Here is a 15,422-nt window from a genome sequence, read left to right as displayed (position 1 = left end):
GTTCCGGGGGCCTTCGTGCACGCTGAGCCCGTCAGATCTCGTACGTCGCCCCCGGTACCGCCAGATCCACCGGGCCCTGGTACGCCGAGCGGGCGTCCGTCAGGTTGGTGTCGGCGTCCGTCCACGGGGGGATGTGGGTGAGGACGAGGCGGCGGGCGCCCGCGCGGGCGGCGGTCTCGCCGGCCTCCAGGCCGTTGAGGTGGAGGCCGGGGATGTTCTCCTTGCCGTGGGTGAACGCGGCCTCGCACAGGAACAGGTCCGTGTCGCGCGCGAGTTCGTCCAGGGCCTGGGTCACCCCCGTGTCACCGGAGTACGTCAACGACCGTCCGCCGTGCTCCACCCGGATGCCGTACGCCTCCACCGGGTGCGCCACCCGTTCGGTGTGCACGGTGAAGGGGCCGACCTCGAAGGTGGACGGCTTGACCGTGTGGAAGTCGAAGACCTCGCTCATGGACGAGGCGCTGGGGGTGTCGGCGTAGGCCGTGGTGAGCCGGTGCTCGGTGCCTTCGGGGCCGTAGACCGGGAGCGGGTCGCAGCGGCCGCCGTCGTGCCGGTAGTAGCGCGCGACGAAGTAGGCGCACATGTCGATGCAGTGGTCGGCGTGCAGATGGCTCAGGAAGATCGCGTCGAGGTCGTAGAGACCGCAATGGCGCTGCAGCTCGCCCAGGGCACCGTTGCCCATGTCGAGAAGCAGCCGGAAGCCGTCGGCCTCTAGGAGGTAGCTCGAGCAGGCCGATTCCGCGGACGGGAACGACCCCGAGCAGCCGACGACGGTGAGCTTCATAAAGCAGAAACCTCCGCTGGCGGGTAACAGCTGGAAACGGGGAGGACGGGGGTCGTGCGGTCCGTCGAGCGTAAGGCGCAAAAGGACGGGTCGCTCCTCCGCCAGGGGCCGTTGTGGGCGAACTCACCTGTGCTGTCACCGGTTCGGATGGACCTGAGGAGTGGTGTTTGGATCAGTTCGGACAGCCCCTCGGGCGCCGGGGTCGTCCCAGGGCGGGCGCGGTCACGCGCGCGCCGGTACCTTCTTTGCTGTGGACACGTCCTGGTGGCTCGCGTTGGCGGCGGTGGTGCTGCTCGCGCTGGTCGTGACGCTGGTGGACGGCTGGGGGCGCCGCGGGCGCCGGCCGGCCGGGCGGACGCGTCCGCCGGGCCGGGGCGGACCGCGCCGGGGCGGACCGCGGCGCGAGGGGCAGGCGCCGCGGGCGGCGGAGATCTGGTGGGCGAACGTCCCCTACGAGGACGGGCCGGGGGCCAAGGACCGGCCGTGTCTGGTGCTGGTGGTGCGCGGGAAGCGGGTGACCGTCGCGAAGATCACCAGCAAGTACCACGACGAGCGGCCCGGGGTGATCCCGTTGCCCCCGGGGACCGTGGGTGACGCCCAGGGGCGGCCGAGCTTCCTGGAGACGGACGAGTTGCGCGAGGTGCCGGTGGGCGACTTCCGGCGCCGGGTCGGTGTGGTGGATCCGGTTCTGTGGGACCAGGTCCGTTACCTGGCCCGCTGAGCCGCTCTCTGGCCCGGGTGGAGAACGCGAGAACGCGGAAGGGCGCGGGGACCGTCGATCGGTCCCCGCGCCCTTCGTCGCGGCTGGTGCGGCCGGTGCCGTGTCCGGGCTACGCCCAGAGCTGGCCCTGGAGTGTCTCGATGGCCTCTTCCGTCGTCGCCGCCGTGTAGACACCGGTGGACAGGTACTTCCAGCCGCCGTCCGCGACCACGAAGGCGATGTCGGCCGGCTCTCCGGCCTTGACGGCCTTGTTGCCGACGCCGATCGCGGCGTGCAGCGCGGCTCCGGTGGAGACGCCCGCGAAGATGCCCTCCTGCTGGAGGAGTTCCCGGGTGCGGGTGACCGCGTCCGCGGAGCCGACGGAGAAGCGGCTGGTGAGGACGGAGGCGTCGTACAGCTCCGGTACGAAGCCCTCGTCCAGGTTCCTGAGGCCGTAGACCAGGTCGTCGTAGCGCGGCTCCGCGGCGACGATCTTGACGTCCGGCTTGTGCTCGCGCAGGAAGCGGCCGACGCCCATGAGGGTGCCGGTGGTGCCGAGTCCCGCCACGAAGTGGGTGATGGACGGGAGGTCGGCGAGGATCTCGGGGCCCGTCGTGGCGTAGTGGGCGCCGGCGTTGTCCGGGTTGCCGTACTGGTAGAGCATCACCCAGTCCGGGTGCTGCGCGGACAGTTCCTTGGCGACGCGGACGGCGGTGTTGGAGCCGCCGGCGGCCGGGCTGGGGACGATCTCGGCGCCCCACATGCCGAGCAGGTCACGGCGTTCCTGTGAGGTGTTCTCGGGCATCACGCAGACCATGCGGTAGCCCTTGAGCTTCGCCGCCATCGCCAGGGAGATGCCGGTGTTGCCGCTGGTCGGCTCCAGGATCGTGCAGCCCGGCGTCAGACGGCCGTCCTTCTCCGCCTGCTCGATCATGTGGAGGGCCGGCCGGTCCTTGACGGAGCCGGTCGGGTTGCGGTCCTCCAGCTTCGCCCAGATACGGACGTCCGCGGACGGCGACAGCCGCGGCAGGCGCACCAGAGGGGTGTTGCCCACCGCGGCGAGCGGGGAGTCGTAGCGCATGGGTGACCAGGGTCCGATCAGACCATGCCGCCGGCGACGGCCGGCAGGATCGTGACGCTGTCGCCGTCGGTCAGCTTGGTGTTGATGCCGTCGAGGAAGCGGACGTCCTCGTCGTTGAGGTAGACGTTGACGAAGCGGCGCAGTTCGCCGTCGTCCACGATCCGGGCCCGGATGCCCGCGTGACGGGTGTCGAGGTCGGTGAACAGCTCGGCAAGGGTCGCCCCGCCGCCCTCGACGGCCTTCTCGCCGTTCGTGTAGGTGCGGAGGATGGTGGGGATGCGGACCTCGATGGCCATGGTTGCGGGCTCCTGTCGGAAGGAAAGTCAGGTCGGACGACGCGCGGCAGCGCGGGCAGGGCAGGGGGTACGCCGGTTGCGGAGCCGCGGCTCTCCGGCCGTACGCGGCGGCGGGTCAGCGCGTACAGATGGCGCTCTGCAGCCTGCACAGGTCGACGTGCAGCCGCGCGACGAGCAGCATGCCCGGCGTCTTGTCGCTCACGTCGTTCAGAACCATGGGCTCATCGTATCGATTCCCTGTACGGGCCCCGGACTGTGATCTCGCATTCCGGACGCTTTTTGGTCGATGGGTGAGATCAGTAGCTCTCCACGACCTTGACCTCCTCCTCCGTGACCTCACCCTCCACGATCCGGTACGAGCGGAACTGGAAGGGACCGGCGTCGTCGGTGTCCGCCGTGGAGACCAGGACGTAGTGCGCGCCGGGCTCGTTCGCGTACGCGAGGTCGGTGCGGGAGGGGTAGGCCTCGGTCGCGGTGTGCGAGTGGTAGATGACGACGGGCTCCTCGTCGCGGTCGTCCATCTCGCGGTAGAGCTTGAGCAGATCGCCGGAGTCGAACTCGTAGAACGTGGGCGAGCGGGCGGCGTTGAGCATCGGGATGAAGCGCTCGGGGCGGTCGGTGCCCGCGGGCCCCGCGACGACGCCGCACGCCTCGTCGGGGTGGTCCTGGCGTGCGTGGGCGACGATCTGGTCGAACAGGGCCTCGGTGATGGTCAGCATGCTGGTCAGGATAGACAGAAGGGCCGTCCCGTACCGAGGCGTGGTACGGGACGGCCCGAATGCCGGACGTCCTGAGCGGTGGCCCGGGGGCCGGACATCCGTGACGTGGTCAGCCGACCTTCTCGAGCTCCGGCTCACGGCGTTCGGTGACCTGGGGGTTGCGCGCCTTGAGGATCGCCCAGCCGATGGCCAGGGCGGCGGCCCAGACGGCCATCACGTACAGACAGATGCGGGAGTCCGCGTCGTAGGCGATCAGGCCGGTGACGAAGAGCAGGAACGCGACCGCGACGTAGCTGCACTTCGCGCCGCCGGGGGCGGGGAAGGACGAGGCCGGGAGCCGGCCGGCGTCGACCGCGCGGCGGTAGAGGATGTGGCTGGCCAGGATCATCAGCCAGGTCCAGATGCCGGCCGCGGTGGCCACCGAGGTGACGTAGCCGAAGGCCTTCTCGGGGACGACGTAGTTGAGGATCACGCCGATGCCCATGAAGAGCACGGAGATGGTGATGCCGAGTGCGGGCGTCTTGGTGGAGGACAGCTTGCTGAAGACCTTCGGGGCCTCGCCGCTGTCGGCGAGGTTCCGCAGCATGCGGCCCGTGGAGTACATGCCCGAGTTGCAGGAGGACAGGGCGGCGGTGAGGACCACGAAGTTGACGATGCCCGCGCCGGCCGGGATACCGATCTTCGCGAAGGCCTCGACGAAGGGGCTCACCTTGGGTGCGAACTCCGTCCACTTCACGACGCAGAGGATGACGGTGAGGGCGCCGACGTAGAAGAGGGCGATGCGCCACGGGAGGGTGTTGATGGCCTTCGGGAGGGTCTTCTCCGGGTCCTCGGACTCGCCCGCGGTGACGCCGACGAGCTCGACGGCGAGGTAGGCGAACATGACGCCCTGAAGGGTCATCAGGGACGAGCCGATGCCGTTGGGGAAGAAGCCGTCGAACTGCCAGAGGTTGCTGACGGAGGCGGTGTCACCGGCGGAGCTGAAGCCGAAGGTCAGGACGCCGATACCGATGATGATCATGCCGAGCAGGGCGGTGACCTTGACCATCGAGAACCAGAACTCGATCTCGCCGAAGAGCTTCACCGAGATCAGGTTCGCCACGAACAGGACGACCAGGAAGACCAGTGCCGTCACCCATTGGTGGATCGCGGGGAACCAGTAGTGGACGTAGATCGCGGCGGCCGTGAGCTCGGCCATGCCGGTGACCACCCACATCAGCCAGTACGTCCAGCCGGTGAAGTAGCCGAAGAACGGGCCGAGGAACTCGCGGGAGTACTCCGCGAAGGAGCCCGAGACCGGGCGGTAGAGCAGGAGCTCGCCGAGCGCCCGCATGATGAAGAAGATGATCACGCCCGCGAGGGCGTACATCACGATCAGGCTGGGTCCGGCCTTGGCGATGTTCGCCCCGGCTCCCAGGAAGAGGCCGACGCCGATGGCGCCGCCGATCGCGATCATCTGGACCTGACGGCTGCCGAGCCCGCGCTCGTACCCCTCTTCGGGGGCGTCGCCGCCCACGGCCTCACTGCCGTCGTACTGCTTGTCGACCTGCGATGAGGTCATGTCTGGTGCGCCTTTCTCCATACCGGAACGAGCCAGTCCCTCGGCTTCGAATCGGCTTCCGATCCCCCCGGACAGGTGGAGCTTGTGCCTGGCCGGCGGTCCGCCGGCTCGGTGGCGCACCCGGCGGGACATGGGTGGTGTCCTGCCGGGCGGTCGTGAAGATTTATCACGGGGGCGGCGTTGATCGGTTGAGGCTGATGTTGCGCAGACCACAGAAAGAACCGGACAAACAGTCGAACCGCGCCCCAAAGGGCGCGGTTGCGGTGACGTGATCGTTATCCGGATTTGAGCGTCCTCTGAGCGAACACACAGGCCGGTGTGCTCGACGACAGGTCGGGACGGGTCAGGGCAAAAGGGTGGCGACGAGGGTCTCCTGGAGGCCGCCGAGCCAGAGGTAGGCCATCACCATCGGCTTGCGGGGGTCCTCGTCGGGGAGGCGGTAGAGGAGGTCGGTGTCCTCCTCGTCGACGACGTCGAGCCGCGAACCGATGGCCAGACGCAGGTCGTTCAGGGCGCGCAGCCACTGCTCGGACTGCGCGGTGGTCAGTTCCAGGACCGCTCCGCCGTCGCCGCCGGGCGTCAGCGCGTCCAGCGAGCGGATCACCGCGAGGGCGTTCTCGCGCTTGCCCGCGCGCAGGTCGTTCTCGGTGAAACGGCGGAACTCGGCGGAGTGGGCGTGCTGCTCCTCGGCCTGCTCGGGCGTGTCGGCCTGGACGCCGGGGCCGCTGTAGGCGTCGGGGAACAGGCGCTTGAGCACCGGGTCGCTCGGCGGCTCGCTGGGGCCCTCGGCGAACAGCTCGGCGAGCGGGTCGGCGGAGGCGTTCTCCGCGGGGCCGGGACCGATGAGTTCCAGGAGCTGGACGGCGAGGGAGCGGATGATGGAGATCTCGACCTCGTCGAGCGCGACGGCCGCGCCGCCGCCGGGGAGCGGTTCGAAGTGTCCGGGCATGGAGTGAGTTCGCTACTTCCGGTCCTGCGGGCGGTCGGTTGACAGGGGGCCGGCTACTTCCGGTCCTGCTGAAGGGTGGCCCACAGACCGTAGCCGTGCATGGCCTGCACGTCGCGCTCCATCTCCTCGCGCGTGCCGCTGGAGACGACGGCCCGGCCCTTGTGATGGACGTCCATCATCAGCTTGGTGGCCTTGTCCTTGGAGTAGCCGAAGTACGTCTGGAAGACATACGTCACATAGCTCATGAGGTTGACCGGGTCGTTGTGGACGATCGTGACCCAGGGGACGTCCGGCTCGGGTACGGCGAAGACCTCCTCCGCCGACTCGGTCTTCTCGATCTCTAGAGGTGCGGGAGCCGTCACATCGCCCATGCTCCCACCAGAGGGGGTCACCCGCATAAACGGCCCCCGGAACAGGTGCTCGGGCGCTCCGGGAATCGCCGGCCGATAGAAATCGTCAAACTGACGAAATGGGGGTACGATCGCCGCCATGAACACAGCGGACCTTGGGCTGCCGGTGGAAGTTCCCTCTACGGCGCTCTTCACCGACCAGTACGAGCTGACGATGCTGCAGGCCGCGCTCGCGGCCGGGACCGCCGAGCGGCGCTCGGTCTTCGAGGTCTTCACCCGGCGGCTGCCCGAAGGACGGCGCTACGGAGTCGTCGCGGGCACCGGACGCGTCCTCGACGCCGTCGAGAACTTCCGGTTCGACCCGGACGTCCTCGGCTTTCTGCGCGAGCGCGGGATCGTGGACGAGCCGACCGTCGAGTGGCTCGCCTCCTACCGCTTCGGCGGGGACATCTGGGGCTACCCCGAGGGCGAGGTGTACTTCCCGGGCTCGCCCCTCCTGCGGGTCGAGGGCAGCTTCGCCGAGTGCGTGCTCCTGGAGACGGTGGTCCTCTCGATCCTCAACCACGACTCCGCCATCGCGGCCGCCGCCTCCCGGATGTCCTCCGCCGCGGGCAGCCGGCCGCTGATCGAGATGGGCGCCCGGCGCACCCACGAGCTGGCCGCGGTGGCCGCCTCGCGAGCCGCGTACGTCGGCGGGTTCACCAGCACCTCCGACCTGGCCGCCGGTTTCCGTTACGGCATCCCGACCGTGGGCACCTCCGCGCACGCCTTCACCCTCCTGCACGACCACGAGCGGGACGCCTTCCGGGCCCAGGTGGACTCGCTGGGCCGCGGCACCACGCTGCTCGTGGACACCTACGACGTCGCCGAAGCGGTCCGCACGGCCGTCGAGGTCGCCGGGCCCGGACTCGGCGCGGTGCGCATCGACTCCGGCGACCTGCTGCTCGTCGCCCACCGGGTGCGCCGGCAGCTCGACGAGCTGGGCGCGACCGAGACGAAGATCGTCGTGACCTCCGACCTCGACGAGTACGCCATCGCCTCGCTCGCGGCGGCCCCCGTGGACGCGTACGGCGTCGGCACCCAGCTCGTGACGGGATCCGGCCATCCGACGTGCTCGATGGTCTACAAACTGGTCGCCCGCGCCGAGTCGGCCGACCCGGAGGCACCGCTGGAGCCGGTGGCCAAGAAGTCCACGGGCGGCAAGACCTCCATCGGCGGCCGCAAGTGGGCCGCGCGACGGCTGGACGGGCAGGGGGTCGCGGAGGCCGAGGTGATCGGCGTCGGGCCGGTGCCCGCCGAGCTGGCCGACCGGCAGCTCCTGGTCCAGTTGGTCAAGGGAGGACAGGTCCTGGCCCGCGAACCGCTCGACGTCGTACGCGACCGGCACGCGGCGGCCCGCGCCCGGCTGCCGCTGTCGGCGACCCAGCTGTCGCGCGGCGAGCCGGTGATCCCCACCGAATACCTCTGAGACGCCCGGGGCGGATGGTGCGGGTGTTACCGGGGTGGCACCGCGCATGAACCCTCGGTGAGCGGGAATGCAACGGCAGCGGGCCCCCGCGGGCCCGCGAAGCCGAATACCCCCTCCCGCACGACCCCGGAATTCTCTAGGCTCGGAAGTTCAACGGCCGGGCCCGCACCCTTGTCTGCCGCCCCCCATAGCCGAAGGACACAGCCCATGCGCCGCGCCTTGATCGTCGTAGACGTGCAGAACGACTTCTGCGAGGGAGGCAGCCTCGCCGTGGCCGGGGGCGCCGACGTGGCCGCCGCCGTCACGGAGCTGATCGGGCAGGCCCCGGCCGGCTACCGGCACGTGGTCGCCACCCGCGACCTGCACATCGCTCCGGGCGGCCACTTCGCCGACAACCCCGACTACGTGCACTCCTGGCCCGCACACTGCGTGGCCGGCACCGAGGGGGTCGGCTTCCACCCGAACTTCGCCCCGGCCGTCGCCTCCGGCGCGATCGACGCGGTCTTCGACAAGGGCGCCTACGCGGCGGCGTACAGCGGCTTCGAGGGCACCGACGAGAACGGGCTGGCCCTGGGCGACTGGCTGCGCGCCCGCGAGATCGGCGAGGTGGACGTGGTCGGCATCGCGACCGACCACTGCGTGAAGGCGACCGCCCTGGACGCGGCGCGGCAGGGCTTCCGCACGACCGTCCTGCTGGACCTGACGGCCGGGGTGGCGGAGGAGACGACACAGCGGGCGCTGGAGGAGCTGCGCGCCGCCGGGGTCGAGCTCACGGGCAAGCCCGTGGTCTAGCCGGCCGCCGCACGCCCGCTATACCCGCCGCACCTGCCACGTCCGCCGCACCCGTCACAACGAGTCACGGCGATGCGCAACACGTCACGCCGAGTCGCACCGGGCGCCACCGGGTCATGCCTCGGCCCGTCCCGGCCCGCCTCCGCGCGGTCACGGCTGGGGTGCCGGGCGTCTGAGCAGCGTCCTGACCGGGTGCCACAGCTCCTGGCTGAGCTCGGTGCAGCCGGTCTCGGGGGCCATGCGCCATATGAGCCCGTCGGGGTGGTGCAGGACCGCGGTGATCTCGTCGGGGGTCGGCGGGGCCTCGTTGCCCCGCAGGTAGACGGCGCGCATGCCCAGGTTGCGCAGCCGTGTCAGGGCGCGGGCCCGGTTCGGGGCGACGACCAGGAAGCGCACGCAGCCGCCCGCCCCACCCGCCGGACTGGGCAGGTTCAGCGCCACGACGACGCTGCCATTGGGCAGTCTGCAGAAACCTCCTGCGGCCATTCGGTCACACCCCCGTGCGCGTCGGTGTCGATGTCGGTGTCAATAAGCCAGGCACAGGAGGCACCTAAACACGATCGGCGGCAACCCGCCAGGGGCTGCCGCCGATATGCTTCTGACCTGCGGAAATGCTGTTACTTCACCGCGGGGCCGACCTTGAGGGAGATCGTCGAGCCATCCTTGGCCTGCTTGACGATCTCGATCTTGGTGTTGGTGTCAGTGATCTTGACACCGCCGGTCGGGTTCCGGTTGTCGTAGTAGTCGCTGGTGTGGTCGTTGAAGACCGACACCCCCTTCGACGACGGGATCTTCGTGGCGACGTCCGCGCTGTGCAGCGTGAGACCACCCGTGCGGTACAGGCTGAACGGCGAGTCGTAGGCCTGGATGCGGTTGCGCATCAGCGTGCCGTTGTCCCACCACAGAGCCTTGGGGTGCGAGTCGACCGGAAGCGCGAGGCCGACACCCGGGTGCTGGCTGGTGTTGTTGTCCGCCTGCGAGGTGTCCCACTTCCAGATCAACAGGCCGGTCTGGTACGGGTAGTGCTCCACCCAGTCCGGACGGGTCGTCGAGAAGCCGAAGTTGTACGGGCCGACCTTGAGGGTCTTGTCGTACGAGACGTACTGGCGGTTCTCCGCGAGGTAGTACTGCGCGTAGTCCTTGGTGAACGAGGCGCCGATGCGGGAGAAGCCGGCGGCGGTCCAAGCGGCGTCGGCCGACTCGGCGTTGTCCGAGAAGAGCGCGGTGCCGTCGGCGGTGACGCTGATCTCGTCGGCCGCGAAGCCCTTCAGTGCCACACCGCCGTCGCTCTGGTAGCGGAAGCGGACGTCGATCTTCTTGCCCGCGTAGGCGTCGAGCGGGTACGCCAGCTTCGCGTACGCGTCGATGGTGCCGGTGAGGACGGGCTTGTCGCTGCCGTCACGCGGGATGGCGGCGCCGTTCACCGTGCCGTCCAGAGCGGTCCAGTTGGCGCCGCCGTCGGTCGACACCTCGGTGTAGAGGTAGTCGTAGCCGGCCTCGATGTCGTACCAGCCGTCGAGGGTCAGCTTCGCCGACGACTTGCCCGTGAGGTCCACGGACCGGGTCAGCGTGTTCTTCAGGTTGTCACCGCTGCCGCTCCACCACTGGGACGAGCCCTGCGCGGGGTTCACGACCGTGGTCGTGACCGCCTTCTCCGGCAGGGAGACGACGAGCGCCTGCTTGTCGAAGGTGTTGTACTCGGCGACGCCCAGCTTGTGCGTGGACTGCTTGCCGGCCTTGGCGGTGTCGTAGTTCAGCCAGCCGAGCTGGAGCTTGTCCCAGGCGTTGAAGTCGCCGGGGAGGTCCCCGATGGACTGCTTGCCGGTGCCGAGCCAGGAGCCCGAGGACATCAGGGTCCAGAAGCCGGTGGAGTTGTCGCCGCCGGCGGTGTCGTAGTGGTCCGGCAGACCGAGGTCGTGGCCGTACTCGTGGGCGAAGACGCCGAGTCCGCCGTTCTCCGGCTGGATGGTGTAGTCGCCGACCCAGATGCCGGTGTCGCCGATCTGGGCGCCGCCGAGCTTGTTGTCGCCCGGACCCGTGGCGCCCGCGTCGGTGCCGAACGCGTACCAGCGGTGCGCCCAGATGGCGTCCTCGCCCTGAACACCGCCGCCCGCGGACTCGTCCTCACCGGCGTGCACGATCTGGAAGTGGTCGATGTAGCCGTCGGGCTCGTTGAAGTTGCCGTCGCCGTCGAAGTCGTAGCGGTCCCACTGGTCGAACTGGGTCAGGTCCGCCTTGATGGCCGCGTCGGTCCGGCCGGCCGCCTTCTGCTGGGCGACCCAGGCGGTGACGCCGTCCTTGACGACGTTCCACACGCTCGGGCAGTTCGTGCTTCCGCAGGCGTTGTTGCCGTAACGGGCCTCGTTGTAGGGCACCTTGACCCAGTCGGCGACCTCGCCGTCGACCGAGTAGCGGCCCGAGGACTGCGTCTCGTAGAACTTCTTCATCGACTCGACGTTCTTGCCGGTGCCGAAGTAGAGGTTCTGGAAGTGCTTCTGGTTGTAATCCGCCTGCCAGGCCGTGCTGTTGTCCTTCTTGCGGTCCGGCGCGGCGATCGTGTTGTGCGCGGGACCGGCGGTGCCGCCGAACTTGGGGTCCGTCTGGTCGCCGAACTCGACAAGAATCGTGAAGATCTTGTCGGTCTTCTCGCGGCCGAGCTCGACGTACTTGCTGTCGCCCTTCTTGGACTTCAGCTGGACGACCTGCGAGCCGTTGCGCTTCTGCACCTTGGCGTCGCCGGATATCACCTGGTTCAGCGCCTCCTGGCGCTGGGCGTTCTGGGTCTTGCTCAGCGGGCCGTCGAGGTCGTGATCGACCGTGTTCCTGACCGGCTGCGGGTCGTGGCGGTCCACGACCGGTGAAGCGGCGGCCGAGTCGGCCTGCGCCACGGCGTACGTCGAGAACGTGGCGGTGGCCGCCGCGAGGGCGACGCCCACCGCTGCTGCTCTGAACGTCCATGGTCTGTTGGTCACTTGATGTCCTCCCCCGCGCACGTTCACGCGGAGGGGGTTCCGGGTCATGGAGGTCCGCGAGCGTCTGCGCGATTCAAGTGACGACATTTGACCGGAGTTACGAAAGAAAAAACAGATCTTGACTTGAACCTGGCAAGTGCATTATGCGGAGCCCCCGTTCGGTATCCGGACGGCGCCGAAACCTGCCAACAGGCGCGCCTTCCGGCCTACTTGATGAGCCCGATGACTCCGTGCGCCCCCTGTGCACCGGCACCGTGGGTAAGGTCACGCTTACCGGACGTTCCACTCGGGCATGCAGGCGAATAGAGTCGATTGGCGAAGCGTCGGAAGCCGGCGGGCAGCCACGTCGACACCGTTGTCCCACCACCGACATCTATCCGCACCCTCCCCCATCGCGAGAGGCACCGGGGGGAGAACCCCCATCCGAGGACACGATTGCCATGCCTCGTCCGACCGCCGCACAGCTCGCCTACGGTTCCTGCACCGTGATCTTCTCCACCCTCGCCATGCTGCTGCTGTCACAGACGAGTTCGAGTCTGGGGATCGTGCTGATCACCCTCTCGGCGCTCGCTCTCGGACTGCTGGTGGCCATGACCGTCCCGCTGCCGAAGCACTCGCCGTCCGCCGCGGCGGCCGTCGTGCGCGAGCGGGTTCCGGAGCGGCGCGAGACCGCGTCCGTGCCCGTGTCCTTGTCGGCGTCCGTGCCCGCGTCCATGTCGGCGTCCTCGGCGCCCGAGCCGGTGCGCGAACCCGCGGGGCCCTGAAGTCGCGTACACGAGCCCGCGCTCCCCGGTTCCCCGGCGGGCCGCCGGCACCCCGGACGCTCCGGCCTCGTACCAGAACGGCGGGCCCGTGAACCACGGACCCGCCGTTCTGGTGTGCGCACTCGCCGCCCGGCCCGTCGTCCGGCCGCCGTCCCGTACGGCGATGCCGTCCACCGGCCGTCAGCCGGTGTCGACCACCACCGTCTTGGCCGCCTTGTCGTGCAGGCCCTGCTTGTAGGGCTTGTCGAAGAAGCTCCAGCCGCCCGCGATCGCCGTCCAGATGCAGGCGCAGCAGAACGCGAACGGAATCCACAGCACCAGGGCGCGGACCAGCGACGTCTGCACGGAGGGCGTCGAGCCGTTGTCGAGGTTGGCGACCCGGTGGTTGAACAGCCGCTTGCCGAGGGTCTGTCCCGTCTTGCTGATCATCACGGTGTCGTAGGAGACGTAGAGCACGGCGACCACCAGGGACTGCCCGAGCGACTTGCCGTACTCGATCTTGTTCGAGTCCATGTTGTACTCGGTGACCCCGAACGCCCAGGACAGCAGCCACGCCACGATGCCCACCAGGATCATGTCCAGGATCCTGGCCAGCACCCGCTTCCCGCTGTCCGCGAGCGGCGGCATGCCGGCGAGCGGGTCGCCGCCGTAGGGGCCGCCACCGCCGTACGGGTCTCCGCCTCCCGGGTGAGGTCCGCCGCTTCCCGGATACGGGCCGCCGCCCTCGCCGTAGGGGCCGCCGAACGGGGGCGGCTCGCTGCCGTACGGCGGGGTCCGATCGCCCGACGGAGGCGGCGGGTCGTACGGGGAGCCCGTGCCCTCACCGGGCGGGGGCTGCTTCCTGAACGGGTCGTCGTCCGGTGGCCCGCCGGGGGCCGGGGGCGGCGGTTCGCTGCTCATGGCCCGAGTCGACCGCGAAGCCCCCGGCTCCGCATCCGGCGAAGGGCCGTCCGGGGGACGGGACTACCGGGCCGGCCCCGCCACGAAGGTGTGCGCCGCCTTGTCGTGCCAGCCCTGGCTCCAGGGCTTGTCGAACAGGCACCACACGACACCCGCGAGACCGACGACCAGCAGACACGGCACGCTGAGGACGAGCCAGCGGGCCAGGGCCCGTCCGAAGGCCGGCGGTTCGTGACCCTCGATGTCGCGCACCTCCAGGCCGCACAGCTTCTTGCCGAGGGTGCGGCCCCACCTGACGGTGGGCAGGACCTCGTAGAGGACGCCGAAGACGAGCAGTACGGCGAGGACGGCGCCGAGGCAGGAGACGGTCGTGCCGTCGAGGAGCCAGACGGTGACCTTCTCGCCCGACAGTTTGGCCGCGTCGATCTTCTCCTCGATATGGTCGACCGCCCTGGTGCCCAGCGGCACGGCGGCAGCCGCGGTGACACCGGCGATGACGACGGTGTCCAGCAGCCGGGCGACCAGCCTTCTGCCGAGCCCGGCCGGGCGGGCCGACGCCTGCCGGCGCGCGGCCGCCTGGAACACATCGTCGACCGGCGGCTTCCACGGCGGGACGCGCTGTCCGTCCTCGGCCGGGTCACCCGCGAGCTGGTGCACCTGCTGGGCCCAGGAGGGCTGACCGCCACCGGCCCCGGATTCCACGGGGGTGGAGCCACCGGGCTGTTGGGGGACGGCGGGAGCGGGTGCGGGTGCGGGAGCGGGTGCCGGGGCGGGTGCGGCCTCCGACGCCTGCGCGGCGGCGCCCGCGGCGGCCAGCCAGGCTCCGAAGTCGTCTCCGGCCGGTGCGGTGGACGCCGCGGGCGGCACGGAGGGGCCGGGTGCGGCCGTCGGGCGGCCGGTCGCGGCGGGTGCGGTCGACGGGCCGGACGGGGTGGACACGCCCGGCGCGTCCGCCGAACCCGTGCCCCCGCCCTGCCGCTCCGTACGCGGGGAGGGCGCACGGAACGCCGTGTCACCCGCGGCGGGCACGGGGGCCGGTGTTCCCGGAGTGGCCGTGAGGTGTCCGGCGCCGGACGGCGCCGTGCCCGGGGCGGCTCCTGTCCCGGGCCCGCTCCGGCCGTCTGCTCCGCCCGAACTCGCCTCGCCCGTACGGCTCGTGGCGCCCGTGCCGTCCGGCCCCGCGGACGGCACCGGACCGGTGGGGCGGCGGAAGACCATGGGACCCGCGGCCGCCGGGGGCCGGGAGGCGGTGCCGGAGTCCGAGACGGGCGGAATCGTCGTCGTGCCGTCCGTGCGCGCAGAGGCCCCGTCGGGCCGGCTCACCGCGTCGGCGGGTCCCGCGGCACGCGGGTCGGACCCCTTCGGCGCGCCCCAGGACACCCGGCGGTCCTGGTCCCCGCCGAAGCCGGACTGCCGGGAGCGGTCGGCGCCCCACGAGGCGGCGGGTTCGGGCCGGCTGCCGTGCTGGGACTCGGCGGGGGCGGGTTGCTGGGGCTGCGCGGGAGCCGGTTGCCCGGGCTCGGCGGGGGCGGGGTGGTGGGACTGCGGGTCCTCGTCGAAGAAGTGCGGACCCGTCTCCTCCGCTGCGGGGGTGCCCGTCCGCCCGCGGGAGGACGTGAATTCGGGGGAGGACGCAGGAGCGGGCACATGCGCGGAACGCACGGCGGCCGGCGGGGCGAGCGCCTCGCCGCCCGCCGGCGCCGGGCGGCTCGTGCCCGGCACCCAGGCGGCGCCGTTCCAGTACCGGACGTATCCGGGGATGGAGGGGTCCGGGTAATAGCCTTCGCGGGGCTTGTCGTCACCGGGGGCCGGAGTTGGGGCGCTCATGTCCGTCGTCCCGTATCTGCTCGGGGGTCGTGTGGGAGGTCCACATCTACCAGACCGGCGCACGCGTCACGGCCGGTCCCGCCGTACCCACTCCTTTCGGGCAAGGTTCCTTCCCCCTCTTGCGGCCGGACGTCCGAGGCTGTTCGCGGTGTGCCCGAAGGGGGCCGAAGCGGGCCCGAAAGAATTCTCCGAACCCGCGTAATGGTCGCGGCGCGAGGCGCTCTCCACTCGTACGGGCACGTCCGCAGGAGCCCGTACG

The 15,422-nt window shown here is 70.5% G+C and carries 16 protein-coding genes; 4 read left to right on the top strand and 12 right to left on the bottom strand.

What is annotated here, in order from left to right:
• Positions 1–31: 31 nt before the first annotated feature.
• Positions 32–784 carry an MBL fold metallo-hydrolase gene (locus tag OG780_RS25915; RefSeq protein WP_328452008.1) on the bottom strand — a complete coding sequence of 251 codons (753 nt, stop codon included), beginning with the start codon at positions 782–784 and terminating at the stop codon, positions 32–34.
• A 250-nt stretch (positions 785–1,034) separates the two neighbouring features.
• On the opposite strand from OG780_RS25915, the gene OG780_RS25910 reads away from it, so the two are divergent.
• The gene (locus tag OG780_RS25910) at positions 1,035–1,505 is read left to right on the top strand and encodes a type II toxin-antitoxin system PemK/MazF family toxin (protein ID WP_328452006.1); all 471 of its coding nucleotides are present in this window, start codon (positions 1,035–1,037) and stop codon (positions 1,503–1,505) included.
• Positions 1,506–1,614: 109 nt separating this feature from the next.
• On the opposite strand, the gene OG780_RS25905 is transcribed toward OG780_RS25910, so the two are convergent.
• From OG780_RS25905 to clpS, 7 genes are all read right to left on the bottom strand, one after another.
• Positions 1,615–2,565 (bottom strand): PLP-dependent cysteine synthase family protein, encoded by a 951-nt coding sequence (locus OG780_RS25905; RefSeq protein WP_328452004.1) that lies wholly within the window; start codon positions 2,563–2,565, stop codon positions 1,615–1,617.
• A gap of 17 nt (positions 2,566–2,582) precedes the next feature.
• On the bottom strand, positions 2,583–2,861 hold the full coding sequence (locus OG780_RS25900) for a MoaD/ThiS family protein (protein ID WP_328452002.1): 279 nt from the start codon (positions 2,859–2,861) through the stop codon (positions 2,583–2,585).
• 115 nt (positions 2,862–2,976) lie between these two features.
• Positions 2,977–3,078 carry a putative leader peptide gene (locus tag OG780_RS25895; RefSeq protein WP_326787503.1) on the bottom strand — a complete coding sequence of 34 codons (102 nt, stop codon included), beginning with the start codon at positions 3,076–3,078 and terminating at the stop codon, positions 2,977–2,979.
• Positions 3,079–3,157: 79 nt separating this feature from the next.
• Positions 3,158–3,580, bottom strand: a complete 423-nt coding sequence (locus tag OG780_RS25890) for a M67 family metallopeptidase (RefSeq protein ID WP_328451999.1) — start codon at positions 3,578–3,580, stop codon at positions 3,158–3,160.
• A 109-nt stretch (positions 3,581–3,689) separates the two neighbouring features.
• Positions 3,690–5,141 (bottom strand): amino acid permease, encoded by a 1,452-nt coding sequence (locus tag OG780_RS25885; protein WP_328451997.1) that lies wholly within the window; start codon positions 5,139–5,141, stop codon positions 3,690–3,692.
• A gap of 343 nt (positions 5,142–5,484) precedes the next feature.
• Positions 5,485–6,090: a DUF2017 domain-containing protein gene (locus OG780_RS25880; RefSeq protein ID WP_328451995.1), complete on the bottom strand. Its 606-nt coding sequence runs from the start codon at positions 6,088–6,090 to the stop codon at positions 5,485–5,487.
• A gap of 53 nt (positions 6,091–6,143) precedes the next feature.
• Positions 6,144–6,461, bottom strand: coding sequence for an ATP-dependent Clp protease adapter ClpS (gene clpS, locus OG780_RS25875; RefSeq protein ID WP_037619207.1), 318 nt, complete (start codon positions 6,459–6,461; stop codon positions 6,144–6,146).
• A 118-nt stretch (positions 6,462–6,579) separates the two neighbouring features.
• Here clpS and OG780_RS25870 point away from each other — a divergent pair, with 118 nt between their 5' ends.
• On the top strand, positions 6,580–7,908 hold the full coding sequence (locus OG780_RS25870) for a nicotinate phosphoribosyltransferase (RefSeq protein WP_328451992.1): 1,329 nt from the start codon (positions 6,580–6,582) through the stop codon (positions 7,906–7,908).
• 207 nt (positions 7,909–8,115) lie between these two features.
• On the top strand, positions 8,116–8,700 hold the full coding sequence (locus OG780_RS25865; RefSeq protein ID WP_328451990.1) for an isochorismatase family protein: 585 nt from the start codon (positions 8,116–8,118) through the stop codon (positions 8,698–8,700).
• Between the two features lie 150 nt (positions 8,701–8,850).
• Here the strand turns inward: OG780_RS25865 and OG780_RS25860 are convergent, their stop codons facing one another.
• Positions 8,851–9,186, bottom strand: coding sequence for a hypothetical protein (locus tag OG780_RS25860; protein ID WP_328451988.1), 336 nt, complete (start codon positions 9,184–9,186; stop codon positions 8,851–8,853).
• A gap of 131 nt (positions 9,187–9,317) precedes the next feature.
• Positions 9,318–11,672, bottom strand: coding sequence for an immune inhibitor A domain-containing protein (locus OG780_RS25855; protein WP_328451986.1), 2,355 nt, complete (start codon positions 11,670–11,672; stop codon positions 9,318–9,320).
• Positions 11,673–12,112: 440 nt separating this feature from the next.
• Between OG780_RS25855 and OG780_RS25850 the strand changes: the two genes are divergently transcribed.
• Entirely contained in the window at positions 12,113–12,436 is a 324-nt protein-coding gene (locus tag OG780_RS25850) for a hypothetical protein (protein WP_328451984.1), read from the top strand.
• A 180-nt stretch (positions 12,437–12,616) separates the two neighbouring features.
• Here the strand turns inward: OG780_RS25850 and OG780_RS25845 are convergent, their stop codons facing one another.
• Both OG780_RS25845 and OG780_RS25840 read right to left on the bottom strand, forming a co-directional pair.
• The gene (locus tag OG780_RS25845) at positions 12,617–13,336 is read right to left on the bottom strand and encodes an RDD family protein (protein WP_328451982.1); all 720 of its coding nucleotides are present in this window, start codon (positions 13,334–13,336) and stop codon (positions 12,617–12,619) included.
• Between the two features lie 63 nt (positions 13,337–13,399).
• Positions 13,400–15,163, bottom strand: a complete 1,764-nt coding sequence (locus OG780_RS25840) for an RDD family protein (RefSeq protein ID WP_328451980.1) — start codon at positions 15,161–15,163, stop codon at positions 13,400–13,402.
• Between the last annotated feature and the right edge of the window lie 259 nt (positions 15,164–15,422).

Origin of the sequence: Streptomyces sp. NBC_00386 (genome assembly GCF_036063235.1) — a bacterium.
In the GTDB taxonomy this organism is placed as follows: domain Bacteria; phylum Actinomycetota; class Actinomycetes; order Streptomycetales; family Streptomycetaceae; genus Streptomyces.
This window is presented reverse-complemented; position numbering and strand designations above follow the sequence as displayed.

Excerpts from the sequence above, each read along its gene's own strand:
- OG780_RS25915 (WP_328452008.1), bottom strand. The coding sequence starts at position 784 with ATGAAGCTCACCGTCGTCGGCTGCTCGGGGTCGTTCCCGTCCGCGGAA.
- OG780_RS25905 (WP_328452004.1), bottom strand. The coding sequence starts at position 2,565 with ATGCGCTACGACTCCCCGCTCGCCGCGGTGGGCAACACCCCTCTGGTG.
- OG780_RS25900 (WP_328452002.1), bottom strand. The coding sequence starts at position 2,861 with ATGGCCATCGAGGTCCGCATCCCCACCATCCTCCGCACCTACACGAAC.
- OG780_RS25895 (WP_326787503.1), bottom strand. The coding sequence starts at position 3,078 with ATGGTTCTGAACGACGTGAGCGACAAGACGCCGGGCATGCTGCTCGTC.
- OG780_RS25890 (WP_328451999.1), bottom strand. The coding sequence starts at position 3,580 with ATGCTGACCATCACCGAGGCCCTGTTCGACCAGATCGTCGCCCACGCA.
- OG780_RS25885 (WP_328451997.1), bottom strand. The coding sequence starts at position 5,141 with ATGACCTCATCGCAGGTCGACAAGCAGTACGACGGCAGTGAGGCCGTG.
- OG780_RS25880 (WP_328451995.1), bottom strand. The coding sequence starts at position 6,090 with ATGCCCGGACACTTCGAACCGCTCCCCGGCGGCGGCGCGGCCGTCGCG.
- clpS (WP_037619207.1), bottom strand. The coding sequence starts at position 6,461 with ATGGGCGATGTGACGGCTCCCGCACCTCTAGAGATCGAGAAGACCGAG.
- OG780_RS25870 (WP_328451992.1), top strand. The coding sequence starts at position 6,580 with ATGAACACAGCGGACCTTGGGCTGCCGGTGGAAGTTCCCTCTACGGCG.
- OG780_RS25865 (WP_328451990.1), top strand. The coding sequence starts at position 8,116 with ATGCGCCGCGCCTTGATCGTCGTAGACGTGCAGAACGACTTCTGCGAG.
- OG780_RS25860 (WP_328451988.1), bottom strand. The coding sequence starts at position 9,186 with ATGGCCGCAGGAGGTTTCTGCAGACTGCCCAATGGCAGCGTCGTCGTG.
- OG780_RS25850 (WP_328451984.1), top strand. The coding sequence starts at position 12,113 with ATGCCTCGTCCGACCGCCGCACAGCTCGCCTACGGTTCCTGCACCGTG.
- OG780_RS25845 (WP_328451982.1), bottom strand. The coding sequence starts at position 13,336 with ATGAGCAGCGAACCGCCGCCCCCGGCCCCCGGCGGGCCACCGGACGAC.
- OG780_RS25840 (WP_328451980.1), bottom strand. The coding sequence starts at position 15,163 with ATGAGCGCCCCAACTCCGGCCCCCGGTGACGACAAGCCCCGCGAAGGC.